Below are 17,760 nucleotides of genomic sequence, written 5' to 3'. Positions count from 1 at the left end.
CGGCGATTAAACAATAGAAATGGGGGACCGGCTATGGGAGTAGAACTCATCCTTGGCAGAGCGGGCAGCGGCAAAACAGAATGGGTACTTGGTGAAATGGCTCAAAAAATGAAACAGGAACCGCTGGGCAGCCCATTGATCTACTTAGTGCCGGAGCAGGCCAGCTTCCAGGGGGAGCTAGCCTTGAATTCACGGATGGGCTTGAGTGGCTCCGTGAGGGCCCAAGTGTTAAGCTTTCAACGCCTTGCTCATAGGGTAATGCAGGAAACAGGAGGCACTGCTCGGCTCCCTATCGATGATTTGGGGAAAACGATGCTCCTTCATTTGACGATGAAGCGCAATCAAGAGCGGCTCTTGTCGTTTCGGCATTCGGGCCAGCAGCTTGGGACAATGGAGCGAATGCTGGATTTGTTCAATGAATTTAAACGATATTGTGTGACACCTGAGGTGCTGCGGACCATTCAAGCGGAGCATCAGGATTGGTCGGACAAGCTCGCAGACCTTCATTTGATTTATGAACAATATGAGGCGCTGCTGCTTTCGCAATATATCGATTCAGAGGAAGTGCTGCATATTTTAGCCCAGCAAGTAGAGCAATCCGCTTACTTGCAAAGCGCTGAAATTTGGATCGACGGATTTCACGGCTTCACGCCGTTGGAATACGTGGTCATCGCAAAGCTGATGAAGCACTGCAGCAGTGTACATATCACATTCTGTGTGGATCGTGACTATGAAACGGAAGAGAAGGTTCACGAGTTTGCGCTTTTTTATCCCGCTGCAGCGAATCTGATTCGGATGAAGAAGCTGATCGAGGAGCATTCGATTAAACTGGAGGGCGTTACAGACTTGAATCGATCGGGAGAAACGCCGCATCGTTTTAAAGCAGCTCCGATGCTGGCTCATTTGGAGAAGCATTACGGGAGCCGCAAGCGGTACGGGAGCGGCAAGGAGCTGGATGATTGGAGCCAGCAAGCGGATCTACAGCTGTTCGCCGCATCAGGTAAAAGAACGGAGATCGAGCATATCGCAAGGGAAATGATCCGATTGGCGCGGGAGGAAGGCGCAAGATGGCGGGATATACTGATCGTCTCACGGAATCTATCGTCTTACGAAGATGTTATTGCCGGGGTGCTGGAGGACCACGGCATTCCGTATTTCCTCGATCAAAATCGGAAGGTTTCCCAGCACCCGCTGATTGAGTTTATTCGGTCCGCCTTGGAAACCGTGGTGAAAAATTGGCGATATGATTCTGTTTTTCGCTGCATACGAACGGAATTTCTGCTTCCGCTTGAGCCGGTGCCTGAACTTGCGGGAGCGGACAGCACCTTCGACCTGCTTTCATTCGGAGCGGAATTCGAAGTGTGGCCGCTTAAAGCGCGCAGAGGAATGGACGAACTGGAAAACTACGTTCTTGCCTTTGGGATTCAAGGCTCCAAGTGGGTGGACAAAAAGCCTTGGACGAGCCGGTTCAGTCTATCCTCCTTTGACTCGGAGCAGGAAGCGGATGAAGCGGAAAAGGCTTTTCTTCATCGAATCGAGGTGTACCGAAGCTGGGTCGTGAAGCCATTGGATGCATTTCAGCGGAGAGTGAAGCGGGCGGACAATGTGAAAGAATTCGCCGATGCGCTGTTCCAGCTGCTGGATGAAGTTGGTGCACAGGAGCGGCTGGAGCGATGGAGCCGGGAAGCTGCAGATCAAGGAGAACCTGAACAAGCACGGGAGCATCTGCAAATATGGAACAGCGTCATGGACGTGCTGGATCAGCTGGTTGAAGTGATGGGTGAAGAGACGCTTCCGCTGGAGTGGCTTTCCGAGCTTCTTTCCGCCGGACTAGACCAGATCCAGCTCGGACTTGTTCCTCCCGCGATCGATCAAGTCGTCGTGGGATCCATGGAGAGAACGCGTCCAGGCGTTGTCAAATATTTATTTATGGTCGGAGTGAACGATGGGGTGATTCCTGCGAAGCTGGTCGAGGACGGCATCCTTAGCGAAGATGAGCGGGAGCGGTTTGCCGAGCAGGGAATCGAAGTCGCACCCAGCAGCAAGCGTAAATTGCTGGACGAGCAGTTTATGCTGTATACGACGTTTACGGTACCTTCCGCGAGATTGTATGTATCGTATCCCCTGGCGGATGAAGAGGGGAAATCATTGCTTCCGTCGGAATTCGTGCGCAGGCTGGAAATGATGTTTCCGATGTGCAAAATTCAATTTTGCAGCCCAGAGCCTTATTCGCCGAACGATGTAAACGAGCAGCTAGGCTACATCGCGCGTCCGCTGACGACACTGACGTATTTGGTACAGCAGCTGAGGCAATGGATCCGAGGTGCGGATATTCACGATGCCTGGTGGGATGTGTATAACTGGTATACCCGTGAGCCGTTATGGCAGCCGCTGCTGAAATCCCGAATGTACGGATTGTTTTATACGAATCAGGAGCAAAGATTGTCGGCCGATACGAGCAGAAGGCTGTATGGTGTGCGGCTTCGGGCGAGTGTGTCCCGGATGGAACGATTCGCGGCCTGTCCTTTCTCGCATTTCGCATCTTACGGACTCAAGCTGATCGAACGGAAGCTGTACCGATTGGAAGCGCCCGATATTGGACAGCTGTTCCACGCTGCTTTGACCCTGATCGCAGTCGATTTAGGTGAACGAGGCGTGGAGTGGGGAGATTTAACCGCGGAAGAGTGTATGCTTGAAGCAGAGAAGGCCGTCGAGCAGCTTTCACCGAAGCTGCAGAGTGAAATATTGCTGAGCTCGAAGCGTTATGACTACATTTCGAGGAAACTTAAAAATATCGTAGGCCGCGCATCCGTAGTTTTAGGGGAACAGGCCAAAAGGGGCTCCTTTTCACCAGTAGGTCTGGAGATCGGATTCGGAACCGGCCAGAAGCTCCCTCCTTTAGTGATGAAGCTGGATAATGGCTGTGAGGTCGAGCTGATTGGACGAATCGATCGAGTGGACCAAGCGGAGGGGGACGGTGCCTTGCTGCTTCGAGTCATTGATTACAAATCCAGCTCAACATCGCTTCAGCTTCAGGAAGTTTACTATGGGCTGTCGCTGCAGCTGCTGACCTATTTAGACGTGGCGATCACACATGCGGAGAAATGGCTCGGGAAGCAGGCGCAGCCGGCGGGTGTGCTCTATTTTCATGTTCATAATCCGCTCCTTCAAAAAGAAAGGCCGATGGATGAGGATAAAGCGAAGGACGAGCTGTTCAAACGCTATAAAATGAAAGGCCTTGTCTTGTCCGATCTGGACATTATTCAAAAAATGGACAAGCAGCTGGAGAAAGGCTATTCCGATATTCTTCCGGTAGGCTTGAAGTCGGACGGTGATTTCTACCGGTCATCCTCTGTCGTCAGTCTGCAGCAGTGGGGGCAGCTTCGCGATTACGTTCGCGGACAAATTAAGCATACGGCGGAGGAGATCTTGGACGGCAACGTGGATATTCAACCGTATCAATTTGGCAAGAAAACACCTTGCGGATTTTGTCCTTATCACGCCGTCTGCCAATTCGATCCGCTGTATGAACATAATGATTATCGAAAATTGCCTGCGCTGGAGCAGGAAGAAATTTGGAAGCGTATTGCAGAGGAAACTGCGGAATAATCGCAGCTTTCCCTTGTTTAACATCGAAGGGGGGAAACCGATTGACACGGCAAATACCGCCTAAACCGGCAGGTACGACATGGACTGAAGATCAATGGAAAGCGATCGCTTCCCGAAACAGCAATTTGCTGGTTGCCGCCGCGGCAGGCTCTGGAAAAACCGCCGTACTGGTAGAACGCATTATACGGCGCATCACGGACGAACAGCAGCCTGTGGATGTCGATCGTCTGTTGGTGGCGACCTTTACGAAAGCGGCGGCGGATGAAATGCGCCACCGTATTCGGGAAGCGCTCGAACGGCAGCTGGAGCAGTACGGCGAATCGGAGCATCTGCGAAAACAGCTGGCGCTGATTCACCGCGCGCATATTACGACGCTGCATTCGTTCTGCCTGGATGTCATTCGCGAGAATATCCAAGACCTTGGCATTGATCCGGATTTCCGCATTGCGAGCGAAGCCGAGGGGGATTTGCTGCGCAGAGAGACCATGGAGGAATGCTTTGAAGATTGGTACGGCAAGTCCGACGCAAGTCATCCCTTCTGGCAGCTGGTGGACAGCTACAGCTCGGAGCGAAGCGACGAAGGATTGTACCGTTTGGTGGAACGCATTTACGAATATTCCCGCAGTCATCCTGCGCCGAATGAGTGGCTTCGCAGAACGGCAAGCGCCTTTACACTGGAGGAGGGTAGCAGCATGGAGCTGTGGATCCGCAGCTTGCTGCAGGATGCCCATCTTCAGCTGTCCACTGCAGTGGATGCGATGCAGGCCGCGCTGCGCTGGACGGAGAGGCCGCTTGGACCGGAGCCATATCGCGAGCAGTTCATGCAGGAAATGGAGCAGCTGGAACGGCTTTGTGCGATTGCGGCCGCGGGAGATTGGGAGAAGCTCCAGGATGCGCTGCAGCAGGACATCTTCGGCAGGCTGAAGCCGTGCCGCGGCGACGGCTATGATAAAGAGCTGCAGGACAAAGCGAAGGGGCAAAGAGACGAGGCGAAAAAGCGATTGAAGAAGCTGCAGGAGCAGCTGTTCAACCGAACCCTGGAGGAATACCGCAGCGAATGTGTCCGGCTTGCGCCGCTCATGTGTACATTCACCGAGCTTGTCCAGGATTTCGCTGAAAGATACAGCACGGTAAAACTGGAGCGCGGTCTTCTGGACTTTAACGATCTGGAGCATTACTGCCTGCAGGTATTAGGTCGAGCCGGCGAGAATGGGCAGCTACTGCCCACCAAAGCGGCGCTGCATTACAAGGAATTTTTCGCGGAAGTGCTGATTGACGAATATCAGGATACAAACCGTGTTCAGGAATCCATATTAGGGCTTATTTCCAAGGACGAGCCAGGAAACCGTTTTATGGTAGGGGATGTAAAGCAGAGCATCTACGGCTTCCGTCTAGCGGAGCCGGGTTTATTTCTTGAAAAATACAAGGGATATGGTACGGAAGAAAGCTCGCAGCACAGCGATGAGGGCGTCCGTATTGATCTGTCCCGCAACTTTCGAAGCCGCGGCGAGGTGTTGGATGGAGTCAACTATATATTTCGCCAGCTGATGAACGAAGGGATTGGAGAAATCGCCTATGATCAGCAGGCAGAGCTTGTATGTGGAGCGGATTATCCGCCTTCAGACGAAGCGGAGTCGCCGTATACGATTGAATGCATGCTGCTGGAGAAAGACCACGCCGCGGAGGAAGAGAGCGCATCAGGTGATGCGGACGAGGATGGATTAGAAGAAGAAGCCGCTTCTCAAGACAGCGCGATGGATCTTGATACGGCGCGGCTGGAAGCGAAAATGATCGCTCTTCAGATCCACCAGCTGGTAGGCAGAGACCGCCAGCCGTTCATGGTATATGACCGCAAGCTGAAAGGGAAACGGCCGGTTCAGTATCGGGATATCGTCATCCTGATGCGTTCGCCGCAAGGTTGGGCGCCGATCATGATGGAGGAATTCAGGCAGTCCGGCATTCCGTGTTATGCAGATCTGAATTCCGGTTATTTTTCCGCCGGGGAAATTGAAATTATGCTGTCACTGCTGCGGACGATTAACAATCCTTATCAAGATATTCCGCTGGCTGCCGTGCTACGCTCCCCGATCTATCGGTTTACGGCCGAAGAAATGGCGCTCGTTCGGGCAGGCCATAAAACGGGGTTGTTCTACGATGCGGTAATCGCTTATGGCGAATCGGCATCGGCGGAGGATATCCATTTGCAGGATCGGGTTCGTCTGTTCATTTCCGATTTGGAGCGTTGGCGCAACATTGCTAGAGGGATGACTGTCGCCGAGCTGATTCAAGATATTTTCCGCAGGACAGGATATCTGGACATGGTTGGAGGCTTTCCCGGCGGATCGCAGCGTCAGGCGAACCTACAAGCGCTTCTGGAGCGTGCGAAGCAGTATGAAGCGACTTCTTTTAGAGGATTGTTTCGTTTTCTCCGGTTTATAGAGAAAATACTAGAATCCGGCGGCGATTTAGGTGCGGCTCGCGCTTTAGGAGAGCAGGAGGATGTCGTCCGCATCATGTCGATTCACAAGAGCAAGGGCTTGGAATTTCCAGTCGTTTTCGTTGCCGGGCTCAGCAAGCAATTCAACCAGCAGGACTTGAATCAGCCATTCCTGATGCACAAGGAGCTGGGCTTTGGTCCGAAGCTGGTCGATACGGAGCTTAGAATCAGCTATCCTACGCTTCCGAATCTAGCGATTCGGCGGAAGCTTCGATGGGAGATGCTGGCCGAGGAAATGCGCGTGCTGTATGTGGCATTGACTCGTCCAAAGGAGAAACTGTTCCTTGTCGGTACGGTTAAAAAAATGGAAAAAAAGATCGAACAATGGTCGCACGCATTGGATATAGATGGCTGGGCGCTTCCGGATTCGATGCTTTCGAAGGCAAACAGCTATATGGACTGGCTCGGACCGGTACTTATTCGTCATTGCGAAGTACAGGGACAGATACAGTCCAGGTCGAACGGCGCAATGGACCTTCAATCCGATAAGCTGCTGAAGGACGCTTCACAGTGGAAGCTGTATTTCGTGAAGGCACAGCAGTTTGCGGAAGCTGCTGCAGCGGTGGAGAGACGCACCGAAACATTGACCGAGAGCTTACAGAAAGCAGCACAGCTGCAGCATATGGGCTCTTCCGCGGAACCGCAGGTGAAAGCGCGTTTGAGTTGGGCGTATCCTTATGCACAGGCTGGTATGCTTTATGCCAAAACCTCCGTAACCGAAATGAAGCGGCTGTCCGAGCTGCAGGCTTCGAAAATGTTCGGCGAAGCATTGGAATGGGATCGTGCGGAGGAGCAGGTAAAATCATACCGCTCCATCAAGAGTCTGCTGCGGCGGCCCCGTTTCAAGGAGGAACAGAAGCTTACCCCAGCAGAGAAGGGGACATTGTATCATGCCGTGATGCAGCATATTCCGTTGGACGAGCCGGTTAGCTTCGAAACGGTTGAGCAGACGATCCGGATGATGGTGGAGAAGAGGCTGATGCTCGAGAAGCAGTCTGAAGTGATTCAGCAGGAGAAAATATTCGGATTTTTCCGCAGCGAGATTGGACAACGATTGCTGAGCAGCCCTCGGAAGTATCGGGAATTGCCTTTCAGTTATGTGCTTAAAGCCGGGGAAGTGTACCCAGAAGCGGAAGCGTCGATGACGGACGAACCCGTGTTGATCCAAGGCGTCATCGACTGTTTGTTTGAGACGAAGGACGGATTAGTGCTGGTTGATTACAAGACCGATACGGTTGCTGCTTCTGGCAAGCACCGCATCAAGGAAAAATACGCGGTGCAAATTCGGCTGTACCGACAGGCGATTGAAGCAATCCTGAGTCAGAAGGTCGTAGAGGCTTACTTGTATTTGTTCGACACCGAAGAAGTGATCGATATGCGCGAAGTATAGGAGGGGAAATATGCGAATTCTTCATACGGCGGATTGGCATTTGGGGAAAACACTCGAGGGGAGAAGCCGTCTTCCGGAACAGGAGGATGTGCTGAATGAAATGGTGGAGATCGTCAAGGACGATCAGATCGATTTGATTGTTATGGCTGGCGACGTCTACGATACTGTAAACCCGCCGGCAGCGGCGGAACAGCTGTTTTATGATTCAATCGTTAGGCTGACGCAGAACGGACGCATACCGATCGCTGTTATTTCCGGCAACCATGACAGTCCGGATCGGCTGATGGCCTCTCACCCGATTGCCGAAAAGTACGGGATTCATCTGTATGGTCTGCCTCGGTTGGAGCCGCTCAAGCTTCGTGTCGGTCGGGACGAAGAGGAGGCGATCATCATTCCGTTCTCCTATCCTTCTGAATCGAGGCTGAAGCAGGCGCTGACAGCGGAAGCGGATGAAGGGCGTCTGCAAAAGGCATACTCCGCAGTGATTCGCAGCATGATGGAGCAGGCATCGAAGGCATTTTCCGCACATAGCGTCAACCTGATCATGAGCCACCTTTATACATTGGGCGGTGCGGAATCCGACTCGGAACGTCCTGTACAGGTGGGCGGCGCATATACAGTCGATCCTTCTGCTTTCGATGTCGGCGCTCATTATACGGCGCTTGGCCATTTGCACCGTCCGCAAAACGTGAAAGGTCCTTCGCTGGTTCGTTATTCCGGCTCACCGCTGGCATACAGCTTTTCCGAAGCAGGTCAGGCGAAGTCGGTGACGATTATAGAAGCTGCTGCGGGGCAGCCGGTTCGGTATGAGGAACGGTTTCTTCGTTCTGGAAAACCATTGGTCGCGTGGGATGCGAAGAACGGTCTGCAGCAGGTCTACAGCTGGCTTGAAGAGGGCATCGATGCGGATGCGTGGATTGATTTGAAAATCCATTTGACGGATGCGCTGACGCTGGAGGATATCCATAAGCTGCGAAGTCTGCATTCCGGCATCATTCACATTCGGCCGATCTTTCCTGAGATGGAGCGCCAAGATGCGCCAGGACAGCGGCTGGCGCTGCCGCTGGATGAGCTGTTTCGCAGGTTCTACAGCCGCCAGACTGGAGGCGGGGAGGCAAGTGATGAGCTGATCCGCTTGTTTATGGAGCTCGCGAGCCGGGATGAGGAAGACGAGACGGCATTGGAGGGAATCGGATGAAACCGGTAACGTTAAAAATCAGCGGGCTGCAGAGCTATCGGGAGCTTCAGACGATCGATTTTACCGTGCTGTGCGAAGGCGGAGTTTTCGGTATTTTCGGCCCAACCGGAAGCGGCAAGTCGACGATTCTCGATGCGCTGACGCTTGCGCTCTATGGAAAAGTAGAAAGAGCCTCCGGCGGGACACAGGGCATTATGAATCAAAGCGAGGACAAGCTGTACGTTTCGTTTACGTTCGAGCTTTCGGAGCCGGGCGGAAGAGTGTCTTATCAGGTGGAGCGTCAATTTAAACGTACGAATGAACTGTCTATTGCGACGAGCGCCTGCAGGCTGACTCGTTTCGACGTGGATGGAGAACATGTACTCGCCGACAAAGGGACGGATGTCAATCAAAAGATTGAGCAACTGCTGGGCTTGAGTATGCAGGACTTTACCAGAGCCGTCGTGCTGCCGCAGGGGAAATTTGCAGAATTTTTGTCGCTCAAGGGCAGCGAACGAAGACAAATGCTGCAAAGGCTGTTTAATCTGGAGCAGTACGGAGATCAGCTGCAGATGAAGCTGAGTCAGAAGGTGAAGCAGACCGACATCCTATTCAAACAGCAAAGCGCCAAGCTGGAAGGTCTTGGGGAGGCTTCAGCAGAAACCGTTGAAGCAGCGAAGACCAGGCTCAAGGAAGCGGAGAGCAGACGGCAGGAAGCGCTGGAACGGCAGCGCGGTATGGAAGCATCTTATGAGCGGATGAAAGCGATCCGCGGCTACCAACTGGAGCGGGAGCATTACATAAAGCAGCTGTCCGAGCTGACGCAGCAGGAGGAAGCGATTCGGTCCAAGGAGCTGCGCGTTTCTCAAGCAGAAGCGGCTTCCGGTTTAGAGCCGTACTGGAAAAGGTGGAAGGATACGGAGAAACGCTCGCGTGAAGCCGAACGGGACATAAAGCAGGCCGAAGAAGCGAAACGCCTGCAAGATCAAGCATTTTTACAAATTCAGCAGCAGGTACTGGACATTCAGCAGCTGCGCCAGCGTGAAGAGCCTAAACTGCTCGAGGATATTCAGCGATTCAAGCAGGCGGTGGAGCTGGAATCAGAGCTCTCCGAGCATATGCGGGAAGAGAAGCGACTATCGCAAAGTCATGAACAATATGCAGATCAGCTTGGGAAACAGCAGCAGGAGCTGGCGCAGCTCCAAGACTTGCTGAAGCGTGCAGCGGAAAAGCAGAACCGTCTCAAGGAAGAGTGGAAGAATCTCGAGACGGACGCTCTGCAGCGCAGGCGTATTCGGGATGCCTTCAAGGACAAGCTGCCCTTGCAAACATTGGAGACGGTGGCTCACACCACAGGAGCCGAGTATGCCAAGTTGAAGGAAAGGCTGAACGAAGCCGAACGCATAGAAGCTGAAGATGCAGCTGCGGTTAAGTTACATTCGGAACAAGTTTCGCAGCATATGCTGCAGCTGCTGGAAGAGCTAGGGTATTTGCTCTCCGCGAGACAGCAGCTGGAGAGCTTTATACTGCAGGGTCCGTCATGGCTGGAGCGGCTGGAGCGGGAACGTCTGGAACGCGAACGGGAGCGGCTCGCTGCAGAGCTGGCTGCTCAATTGGCGGATGGGGAGCCGTGTCCGGTTTGCGGCTCTACTCATCACCCGGAACTAGCAGGCGATGATCGGCGGCATCCGCTTGACGGAGTACAAAGCTCTGATGAGATGCACAGACTCCGAGAAGCATTGGATACCTGCAGAGCCTTGCTGACCGATAATAAATCGCTGGAGAAGGAAGCGGAACGCCTGCTGGCTGAAATGCGAAATCATGTATCTGGTGGGGATTTCCCTCAAGCAGAAGATGGCATGATCGCCGAGGCGGCGCCGGCGGCCGAGCAGCTGGATGTCCATGCGGTACTGGATAACACGTCCTGGATGGAACAATTTGCAGCCACTGAGCGAGTCGTAGACCGCTATCGCAGCAGCCTTCCTACCGTGCTGGACGATTGCCGTCAAGCACTTCAAAGGTATACAGAATTTCAGTGGCAGGCGCGGGAAAGGCGGCTGTTGAAAGAAGCTTTAATGGATTCGGAACGGGAGAGCAATGACAGGCAGCAGAAGGCAGCCACTCAGCTGAAGCTCGCGATCAAAGAATGGGCGGAGAAATATGAGCCGTTTACCTTTGAAGAGATCGACGCTGTGCATGCCGCCATGGAAGAGAAGGAGCAGCAGTCGGAAGAGCTGAGGAAACGGCTGGATACCAGTATCGAGTTTCTAGAGACGAAACGAGAGCAGCTCCAGCAGCTCAAAGAGGCATTTTCTGTTACGGAAAAGCAGTGTCTGGAAGCTTCCACCCGGCTTCAGGGTATCCGACAGCTGATTTCTGAGAAGTCCAAGAGGCTTCAGGACTGGTGTGGTCTACTTGAGCCCCGGAAGGCATTGTCGGAAGCGGAAACCCGTTATGACGAACTGAAACAAAAGGAGCAGGAGCTGTTGGTCCAGCAGGATGCGGCTCGAGCGGCCGTCAGCCAGGCTGATAATGCATTTTCCAGAGCGGAGGAAGCCGGCAGCCGTTTGCAGGAGGAGAAATCAAGAACCGAGAAGGAATGGCTGCAGGCGTTGGAGTCGAGTCCATTCAACGACGAAGCTGTCTTTAGGGAAGCTTTATCTGCTCCAGAGGAGATTCAGCGTTGGGCTGCAGAAATTAAACAATTCCGCGAGACCCATCAACAACTGCTCCTAAAAATCAAAGATCTGGAAATCAAACTGGGAGAAGACCGGGTCAGTGAAGAACAGTGGGTTCAAATGACAGAACAGCTGCATTCGGTCAAAGCGCAGGTGGATTCGCTGCTATCTGAGCAGGCGAAAGCTGAAAGGGATGTGGAGGAGTTATCCGCAAAGCATACATTGTGGCTGCAGTTGAGAAAAGCGGCCGATGAAACGAAACATGTGCTGGATCAATATGCCCATCTGCAGACGATCCTGAGAGGAAATGCCTTTGTAGAATACATTGCCGAGGAGCAAATGATGCAGGTAAGCCGCTTGGCGTCCGAACGACTGGGACAATTGACACGAGGGCGATATGCAATTGAGGTGGATTCCGCAGGTGGCTTTATCATCAGAGATCAGCATAATGGCGGCTTAAGAAGACCGGTTTCCACGCTGTCTGGCGGTGAAACCTTCTTAACCTCGCTAGCGTTGGCACTTGCTTTAAGCTCACAGATTCAGCTTCGTGGACAATTCCCTCTAGAATTTTTCTTCCTGGATGAAGGCTTTGGCACATTGGATCCAGATTTATTAGAGACTGTTGTAAACGCACTTGAAAAGCTGCGCAATGATCATGTCAGCGTCGGCGTTATCAGTCACGTGCCGGAATTAAGGGCCAGACTCCCGCGCAAGCTGATCGTCACGTCAGCGAACGATACAGGACTCGGCAGCCGAGTTCATTTAGAAGCGTTGTAAAATAAAAAGGGCTGCCCGCGATTTGAAGTGACCCCAATTCGTTAGATCACACTAACCGTTGGAGGTCCTTTTTATCGGCGGGCAGCCGTTTTTAAATCATTATTTTTTCTTTGATTTTGCAGTCATATCGTCCTGTTGGTTTCCCTTTTGCTTTTGATTTGCTTCATTGTTGATATTGCGGGACATGAGTTTCCCTCCTTCCAAGCGCGTTGTACTTTCATCATGCATTATGCGCGCAGGGAAGATGTGATATGCAGCTCACAATTTAGGAGCGCTTCAATTGGTTTGCTTTCTCCTCCATGGTTACCGATGCCAGATCATGATTTCCGTATAAATCGAGCACTCCTAATAAGGTTTCATCGGGAATATGACCGGCTTCCTCTTTCGGGACGGCGAGCTCCATCATTTTCAGCAAACGGGGATTATGTTGTTGATCGGGATAAGCTTTTAAATAAATCTCCATCGGATCAAGATCGTGGTTGACGCACCACTGCGTAAATACAAGAATCATCATTTCCTCATCCTGTTTGAACTGCTCGATGATTTTCTCTTCGATTTCCTTTGAATTCATCAAGTTCTCTCCTTCTATTGACGCAAGCTCTTCCTATTTTATCACATCTATATGTCGCCGTTCAGCACAAAAAAATTAGCTCATATAGATAAGGGCGAGCCGATGAATCAGCCTTCAGTTTCGGGGGAGGGGGATTCCGGGAATACCCTAATTTCAGGGGGGCAGGCTTATGCCAACACGATTTTGAAGCGTACTTTTTAAAAAAATGCTGCTCGCAGTAGCCAAATGCCCATAGGCGAATATACTGCCTTTGGAGGTGTTCGTAATGCACAAAAAAGAAGCTTACGAGTTATGCAAAAAGCATGTCAATCAATTTGTGATGATTCACACGAAAGATGGTCAGACGATGCATGCAATCATCGAAAACGTGGATGAAGAGAATGTATACTTAGCGATGCCAGTACCGGGAGTAGCTCAAACTGGATCATACAGGTACCCTTACACATCAACTGGCGTTTATCCCGGTTATGGCTACGGTTATGGAGTACCGGGCTATACGGGAACGGGAGCTTTACCGGGAACAGTAGGCGGATACGGTTATCCGGGTGGTTATGTGCCAGGTTTGCAAGGCTATCCAGGTTATCCGGGATATGGCTATCAACCGGGCCAATATGGAGGTTTCCCTGGAGGATACGGGGGATATGGATATCCAGGCGGATATGGACCGACAGGATACGGTACAACCGGACAAACGAGATATCCATTCGGTTTTGGCTTCGGCTACGGTTATCCGTTCGGTTTCGGCTATCCATGGTACTTCCGCCGATTCGGATATCCACTCGGTGGAATAGCCGGTCTTTCGCTGCTTCCATTCTTTATCTAGTGGCAAAGGCATTCGTTGCGAATATTTTCGCGAATATGGAAGGCCCCCGCTGCCTAGAAACGATTGCGGGGGCATGTTTTTTTATGGAAAGTTATATACATGATGAATATCTTTAGGGATTTTGCGGGCCATACCGGTTTGGATGGCTGCTTCGATGACTCTTCTGCGAATCATCGGCACGACCTGATCGTTAAATACGCTTGGAATGATGTAAGATGGGCTTAACTCGGCATCAGAGATCACGGAGGCAATTGCTTCCGCTGCAGCGAGCTTCATCGGCTCATTGATTTCTTTGGCTCTGCAATCCAAGGCTGCTCTGAACATGCCCGGAAAGCAAAGGACATTATTGATTTGATTCGGGTAATCCGATCTGCCTGTCGCAACGACTGCGGCAATATCCTCAATCAACTCGGGTTTGATTTCCGGTTCGGGATTGGCCATTGCGAACACAATCGGCTGCTTCGCCATGCTCTGTACATCCTCACGCTTTAGAATTCCTCCGGCTGACAAGCCAATAAAAACATCTGCTCCTTTAATAACTTCACTTAAGGAACCCTTCACAGCATTCGGATTCGTATGCTCCGCATACCACTGCCAAATCGGATTGTCGTAGCTCTCTTCACGATGCAGCGCGCCGGCGCGATCTACACCGATCAATTCTTTGACGCCGCCGGCCAGCAGTATTTTGCTGCAGGCGACACCTGCCGCACCGATCCCGCAGACGACCACCTTCACATCCTTGATGCTTTTCCCTATGGTTCTGAGCGCATTCAGCAGTGCGGCATACAGGACTACTGCCGTGCCATGCTGGTCATCGTGAAAAACGGGAATATCCAGCTCTTTGCGCAGCCGCTCTTCGATTTCGAAGCAGCGGGGAGAGGCGATATCTTCCAGATTGATGCCGCCGAAGGCAGGTGATATGCGAATGATCGTTTCGATGATTTCCTCCGTATCGCGTGTATTCAGGCTGATCGGGAAAGCATCGACATTGGCCAACTGCTTAAACAGCATCGCTTTCCCTTCCATCACCGGCATAGCTGCGTTTGGGTGAATGGTCCCTAAACCGAGCACGGCGCTGGAATCTGTTATCACGGCAATGGTGTTTCTTTTGATGGTCAAGTTGTAGGCCTTGTCAGGCTGTTCATGGATGGCCATGCATACCCTTGCCACATCCGGTGTATATACCCGGGACAAATCGTCACGGTTCGTGATCGGTGTTTTCGGTTTTGTCTCGATTTTTCCGCCCAGATGGAGTAAAAAGGTCCGATCGGAAACGTGAAGAAGTTTGACCCCATCCAATTGTTCTACTCTTTGAATGATGGTGTCCATTTTCGAATTGCTGTCGGTCGTTACGGTAATATCTCGAATACTGAAACTCGGAGATGTGGAGATCACATCGATCGCAACCATATCTCCGCCAGATTTGGATACTGCTGCAGCGATTTCCGCGAACTTCATTTGTTCGTTTGTCATTTCCAAGCGAAGAATAAAGCTTTTCCCGCCTAAATTGTTCATTATGTGCCTCCTGTATGATGATTTCCTTCCAGAATGGACGAGAACGCCCCTTTTCAGGTAAAATAGAAAGAACTATATTGTAGAAGGAGTCAGGTCAATGGAAAATTGTATTTTTTGCAAAATTGTCCAAGGTGAAGTGCCTTCCAACAAAGTATTTGAGAATGAACACGTCGTTGCATTTCACGACATTTCGCCTCAAGCGAAAATACATATCTTAATTATTCCCAAAAAACATATTCCTACCATGAATGATTTAGAAACAGAAGATGCATTTCTGCTTGGTGAAATTCATTTGGCCGCGGGTCAAATCGCTAAAGAGTTCGGAATTCACGAGAGCGGATACCGTCTGATCAACAATTGTAATCAGGATGCCGGACAGGTCGTATTTCACATTCACTACCACTTGCTGGGCGGTGAAAAACTAGGCGCCTTGAATGGTTGACACTGTCCGCTTCCATAACATATAATGTTGTTTGATATACCGTTTTCTTTGGACGGTCTGCTCGGAGGGAGGGAAAGCTGGTGTCTGAAACGAAAGTTCGCAAAAATGAATCACTTGATGCCGCACTGCGTCGCTTTAAGCGTACAATTGCAAAAGACGGAGTATTGGCAGAAGTAAAAAAGCGTAAACATTATGAGAAGCCTAGCGTGAAGCGCAAGAAAAAGTCTGAGGCTGCTCGTAAGAGAAAGTTCTAGGAGGAACAATACTGACATGAGCTTAAGCGAACGATTGAATCAAGATATGAAGCAAGCGATGAAGGACCAGGATAAATTCAAACTCTCCGTTATCCGTATGATCCGTTCCTCGATAAAGAACGTGGAGATTGACCAGAAGAAAACCCTGGAAGACAGCGAAGTGCTTGATATTCTGAATCGCGAACTAAAGCAAAGGAAAGATTCCCTCCAAGAATTTGAGAAAGCGGGTCGCGAAGATTTAGCGGCAAACTTGCGGCAGGAAATTGACGTCATTACCCAGTATATGCCCGCCCAATTAACGGAAGAAGAAGTAAAATCTATAGTACAACAGACCATCCAAGAAGTAGGTGCCTCTTCCAAAGCGGACATGGGTAAGGTGATGAGTGCCCTTATGCCCAAGGTAAAAGGAAGGGCCGACGGAAAGCTTGTTAACCAATTGGTGCAGCAGCTGCTGCCATAAAATAAGCTTCAGCAAAAAAACACTCCTTTATAGGAGTGTTTTTTTGCATGCAAAATTATTTCAGACACTTAGATTTCCCAGCAATGATGAAATTTCATATTTCTCACATGAAACGGAGTATGGTATCGTAACGTATAAGATATCATGAAATAGAAGTTTGCCGATACGGAGGTTAGGTATACATGCAAAGTCTATGGTTTCGGAGAACGATGCTTCTTCTGTTTATGATATGCATGACAGTCGGAGGCACTCTTCACGCGCAAGCGGATGAACCGACAAGTCCGAACGACTTGGTCTATGTCATTCCCATTGAGCAGTCGATCGAATCCGGTCTGCACAGCTTTTTAGAGAGAGCGGTACAGGAAGCGGAGGATGCAAGAGCGCAGCATATCATTTTCACCGTTGATACATTAGGCGGTCGGATTGATAAGGCGATGGAAATTGCGGATATGATCAGCGCTCTAGATATTCCGACGACGATGTTTGTCGAAGGAAAAGCGATTTCGGCAGGAAGCTACATTTCTCTACACGCAGACGAAATCATTATGGCGCCTGGCTCAACGATTGGGGATGCGGCCGTAGTAAACGGCAGCTCCGGCGAAAGAGTCACAGATTCGAAAACAGTATCGTTCTGGAAAGCAGAGATGAGCAGTGCTGCGGAATTGAACGGGCGCAATAAGACGTATGCCGAAGGTATGGTCGATGATCAAATGGTTGTCGACATTCCCGAAATAGGAAAAACGTTTGGCAAGAATCAGCTCGTCACCTTTACTGCGGAACAGGCTGTGAAAGCAGGTTATGCAGAAGGCACTGCTCGTAACCTAGATGAGGTGCTGGAACAGATTGGCCATAGTCAATCAGGAATCATTCATGTGGAGCCGACTTTTTTTGAAGAGCTGGCGAGATTTGTTTCCAGCTCAGTGATTACGACCTTGCTCCTCATCATTGGTATCGCAGGGATTGCCATCGAGATGCTCGTACCCGGCTTTGGATTTCCTGGCATTTTGGGGATCGTTTCGTTCGGAATTTATTTCTTCGGGCACTATATTGCGGGCTTTGCCGGAATGGAGAATGTCTTCTTGTTTTTCCTGGGGATCGCGCTTCTGATTGCTGAAGTATTTATTCCTAGCTTCGGTATATTGGGGACGCTCGGAACGGTCAGCTTGATTATTGGCGTCGTCATGGCCGCTGCGGATACAGGCAGTGCGCTCATCTCATTGGGGATTGCCTTCGTCATTGCAGTTATTATTGTCGCGATCGTGGCAAAAATATTTAAGCATCGCGGTGTTTGGAATCGATTTATATTGAAAGAGCAGTTGAATCAAGACGAAGCCTTCACACAGAAACAGTCTGAGTTGATGAACCAGATTGGAGAAGCGCTGACGCATCTGCGTCCAGCCGGAACGATGCTGCTGGAGGGCGGCAGACGTGTGGACGTCGTGACTTCGGGAGAATATATTCAAAAGGGCTCTCGAATTCAGGTAATAAAGGTAGAAGGCAGCCGTGTCGTTGTGCAACAAATTGCCTCTCCTCATCAAGATTCCTAATCAAGCTTTGCTTGAGGAAT

Annotated in this window: 11 protein-coding genes; 9 read left to right on the top strand and 2 right to left on the bottom strand. The window is 50.9% G+C overall.

The window, feature by feature from the left end; all coding sequences use genetic code 11:
• The first annotated feature begins 33 nt into the window (after positions 1-33).
• The 4 genes from addB to ACFPXP_RS20855 are packed head-to-tail and all read left to right on the top strand — an operon-like array spanning position 34 to position 12,128.
• A complete protein-coding gene (gene addB / locus ACFPXP_RS20870; protein ID WP_379896375.1) occupies positions 34-3,609 on the top strand; it encodes a helicase-exonuclease AddAB subunit AddB in 3,576 nt (1,191 codons plus the stop codon).
• Between the two features lie 41 nt (positions 3,610-3,650).
• Positions 3,651-7,496 (top strand): helicase-exonuclease AddAB subunit AddA, encoded by a 3,846-nt coding sequence (gene addA, locus ACFPXP_RS20865; protein WP_379896374.1) that lies wholly within the window; start codon positions 3,651-3,653, stop codon positions 7,494-7,496.
• Between the two features lie 10 nt (positions 7,497-7,506).
• Entirely contained in the window at positions 7,507-8,694 is a 1,188-nt protein-coding gene (locus ACFPXP_RS20860; RefSeq protein ID WP_379896373.1) for an exonuclease SbcCD subunit D, read from the top strand.
• Entirely contained in the window at positions 8,691-12,128 is a 3,438-nt protein-coding gene (locus ACFPXP_RS20855; protein ID WP_379896372.1) for an AAA family ATPase, read from the top strand. The genes ACFPXP_RS20860 and ACFPXP_RS20855 overlap by 4 nt, the downstream gene beginning before the upstream one ends.
• Before the next feature lie 265 nt (positions 12,129-12,393).
• On the opposite strand, the gene ACFPXP_RS20850 is transcribed toward ACFPXP_RS20855, so the two are convergent.
• The gene (locus ACFPXP_RS20850) at positions 12,394-12,699 is read right to left on the bottom strand and encodes a hypothetical protein (RefSeq protein WP_379896371.1); all 306 of its coding nucleotides are present in this window, start codon (positions 12,697-12,699) and stop codon (positions 12,394-12,396) included.
• Positions 12,700-12,964: 265 nt separating this feature from the next.
• Between ACFPXP_RS20850 and ACFPXP_RS20845 the strand changes: the two genes are divergently transcribed.
• Positions 12,965-13,522 (top strand): hypothetical protein, encoded by a 558-nt coding sequence (locus ACFPXP_RS20845; RefSeq protein WP_379896370.1) that lies wholly within the window; start codon positions 12,965-12,967, stop codon positions 13,520-13,522.
• An 81-nt stretch (positions 13,523-13,603) separates the two neighbouring features.
• Here ACFPXP_RS20845 and ACFPXP_RS20840 read toward each other — a convergent pair whose 3' ends face one another.
• Positions 13,604-15,040, bottom strand: a complete 1,437-nt coding sequence (locus ACFPXP_RS20840) for an NAD-dependent malic enzyme (RefSeq protein WP_379896460.1) — start codon at positions 15,038-15,040, stop codon at positions 13,604-13,606.
• 94 nt (positions 15,041-15,134) lie between these two features.
• Here ACFPXP_RS20840 and ACFPXP_RS20835 point away from each other — a divergent pair, with 94 nt between their 5' ends.
• From ACFPXP_RS20835 to ACFPXP_RS20820, 4 genes are all read left to right on the top strand, one after another.
• Positions 15,135-15,479, top strand: a complete 345-nt coding sequence (locus ACFPXP_RS20835) for a histidine triad nucleotide-binding protein (RefSeq protein ID WP_379896369.1) — start codon at positions 15,135-15,137, stop codon at positions 15,477-15,479.
• Positions 15,480-15,559: 80 nt separating this feature from the next.
• Complete coding sequence (gene rpsU / locus ACFPXP_RS20830) at positions 15,560-15,733, top strand: 30S ribosomal protein S21 (RefSeq protein WP_379896368.1); 174 nt, start codon at positions 15,560-15,562, stop codon at positions 15,731-15,733.
• A 16-nt stretch (positions 15,734-15,749) separates the two neighbouring features.
• Entirely contained in the window at positions 15,750-16,193 is a 444-nt protein-coding gene (locus ACFPXP_RS20825) for a GatB/YqeY domain-containing protein (protein ID WP_379896367.1), read from the top strand.
• A 182-nt stretch (positions 16,194-16,375) separates the two neighbouring features.
• A complete protein-coding gene (locus ACFPXP_RS20820; protein ID WP_379896366.1) occupies positions 16,376-17,740 on the top strand; it encodes an NfeD family protein in 1,365 nt (454 codons plus the stop codon).
• Positions 17,741-17,760: the final 20 nt, after the last annotated feature.

Origin of the sequence: Marinicrinis lubricantis (assembly GCF_042658665.1) — a bacterium.
Taxonomy (GTDB): Bacteria; Bacillota; Bacilli; order Paenibacillales; family KCTC-33676; genus Marinicrinis; species Marinicrinis lubricantis.
Note: the sequence above shows the minus strand (reverse complement) of the source record. Positions and strands in the feature narration are given on the sequence as shown.

Bases quoted from the DNA above. Each gene is read 5' to 3' on its own strand.
- addB (WP_379896375.1), top strand. From the start codon at position 34: ATGGGAGTAGAACTCATCCTTGGCAGAGCGGGCAGCGGCAAAACAGAA.
- ACFPXP_RS20860 (WP_379896373.1), top strand. From the start codon at position 7,507: ATGCGAATTCTTCATACGGCGGATTGGCATTTGGGGAAAACACTCGAG.
- ACFPXP_RS20855 (WP_379896372.1), top strand. From the start codon at position 8,691: ATGAAACCGGTAACGTTAAAAATCAGCGGGCTGCAGAGCTATCGGGAG.
- ACFPXP_RS20850 (WP_379896371.1), bottom strand. From the start codon at position 12,699: ATGAATTCAAAGGAAATCGAAGAGAAAATCATCGAGCAGTTCAAACAG.
- ACFPXP_RS20845 (WP_379896370.1), top strand. From the start codon at position 12,965: ATGCACAAAAAAGAAGCTTACGAGTTATGCAAAAAGCATGTCAATCAA.
- ACFPXP_RS20835 (WP_379896369.1), top strand. From the start codon at position 15,135: ATGGAAAATTGTATTTTTTGCAAAATTGTCCAAGGTGAAGTGCCTTCC.
- ACFPXP_RS20825 (WP_379896367.1), top strand. From the start codon at position 15,750: ATGAGCTTAAGCGAACGATTGAATCAAGATATGAAGCAAGCGATGAAG.
- ACFPXP_RS20820 (WP_379896366.1), top strand. From the start codon at position 16,376: ATGCAAAGTCTATGGTTTCGGAGAACGATGCTTCTTCTGTTTATGATA.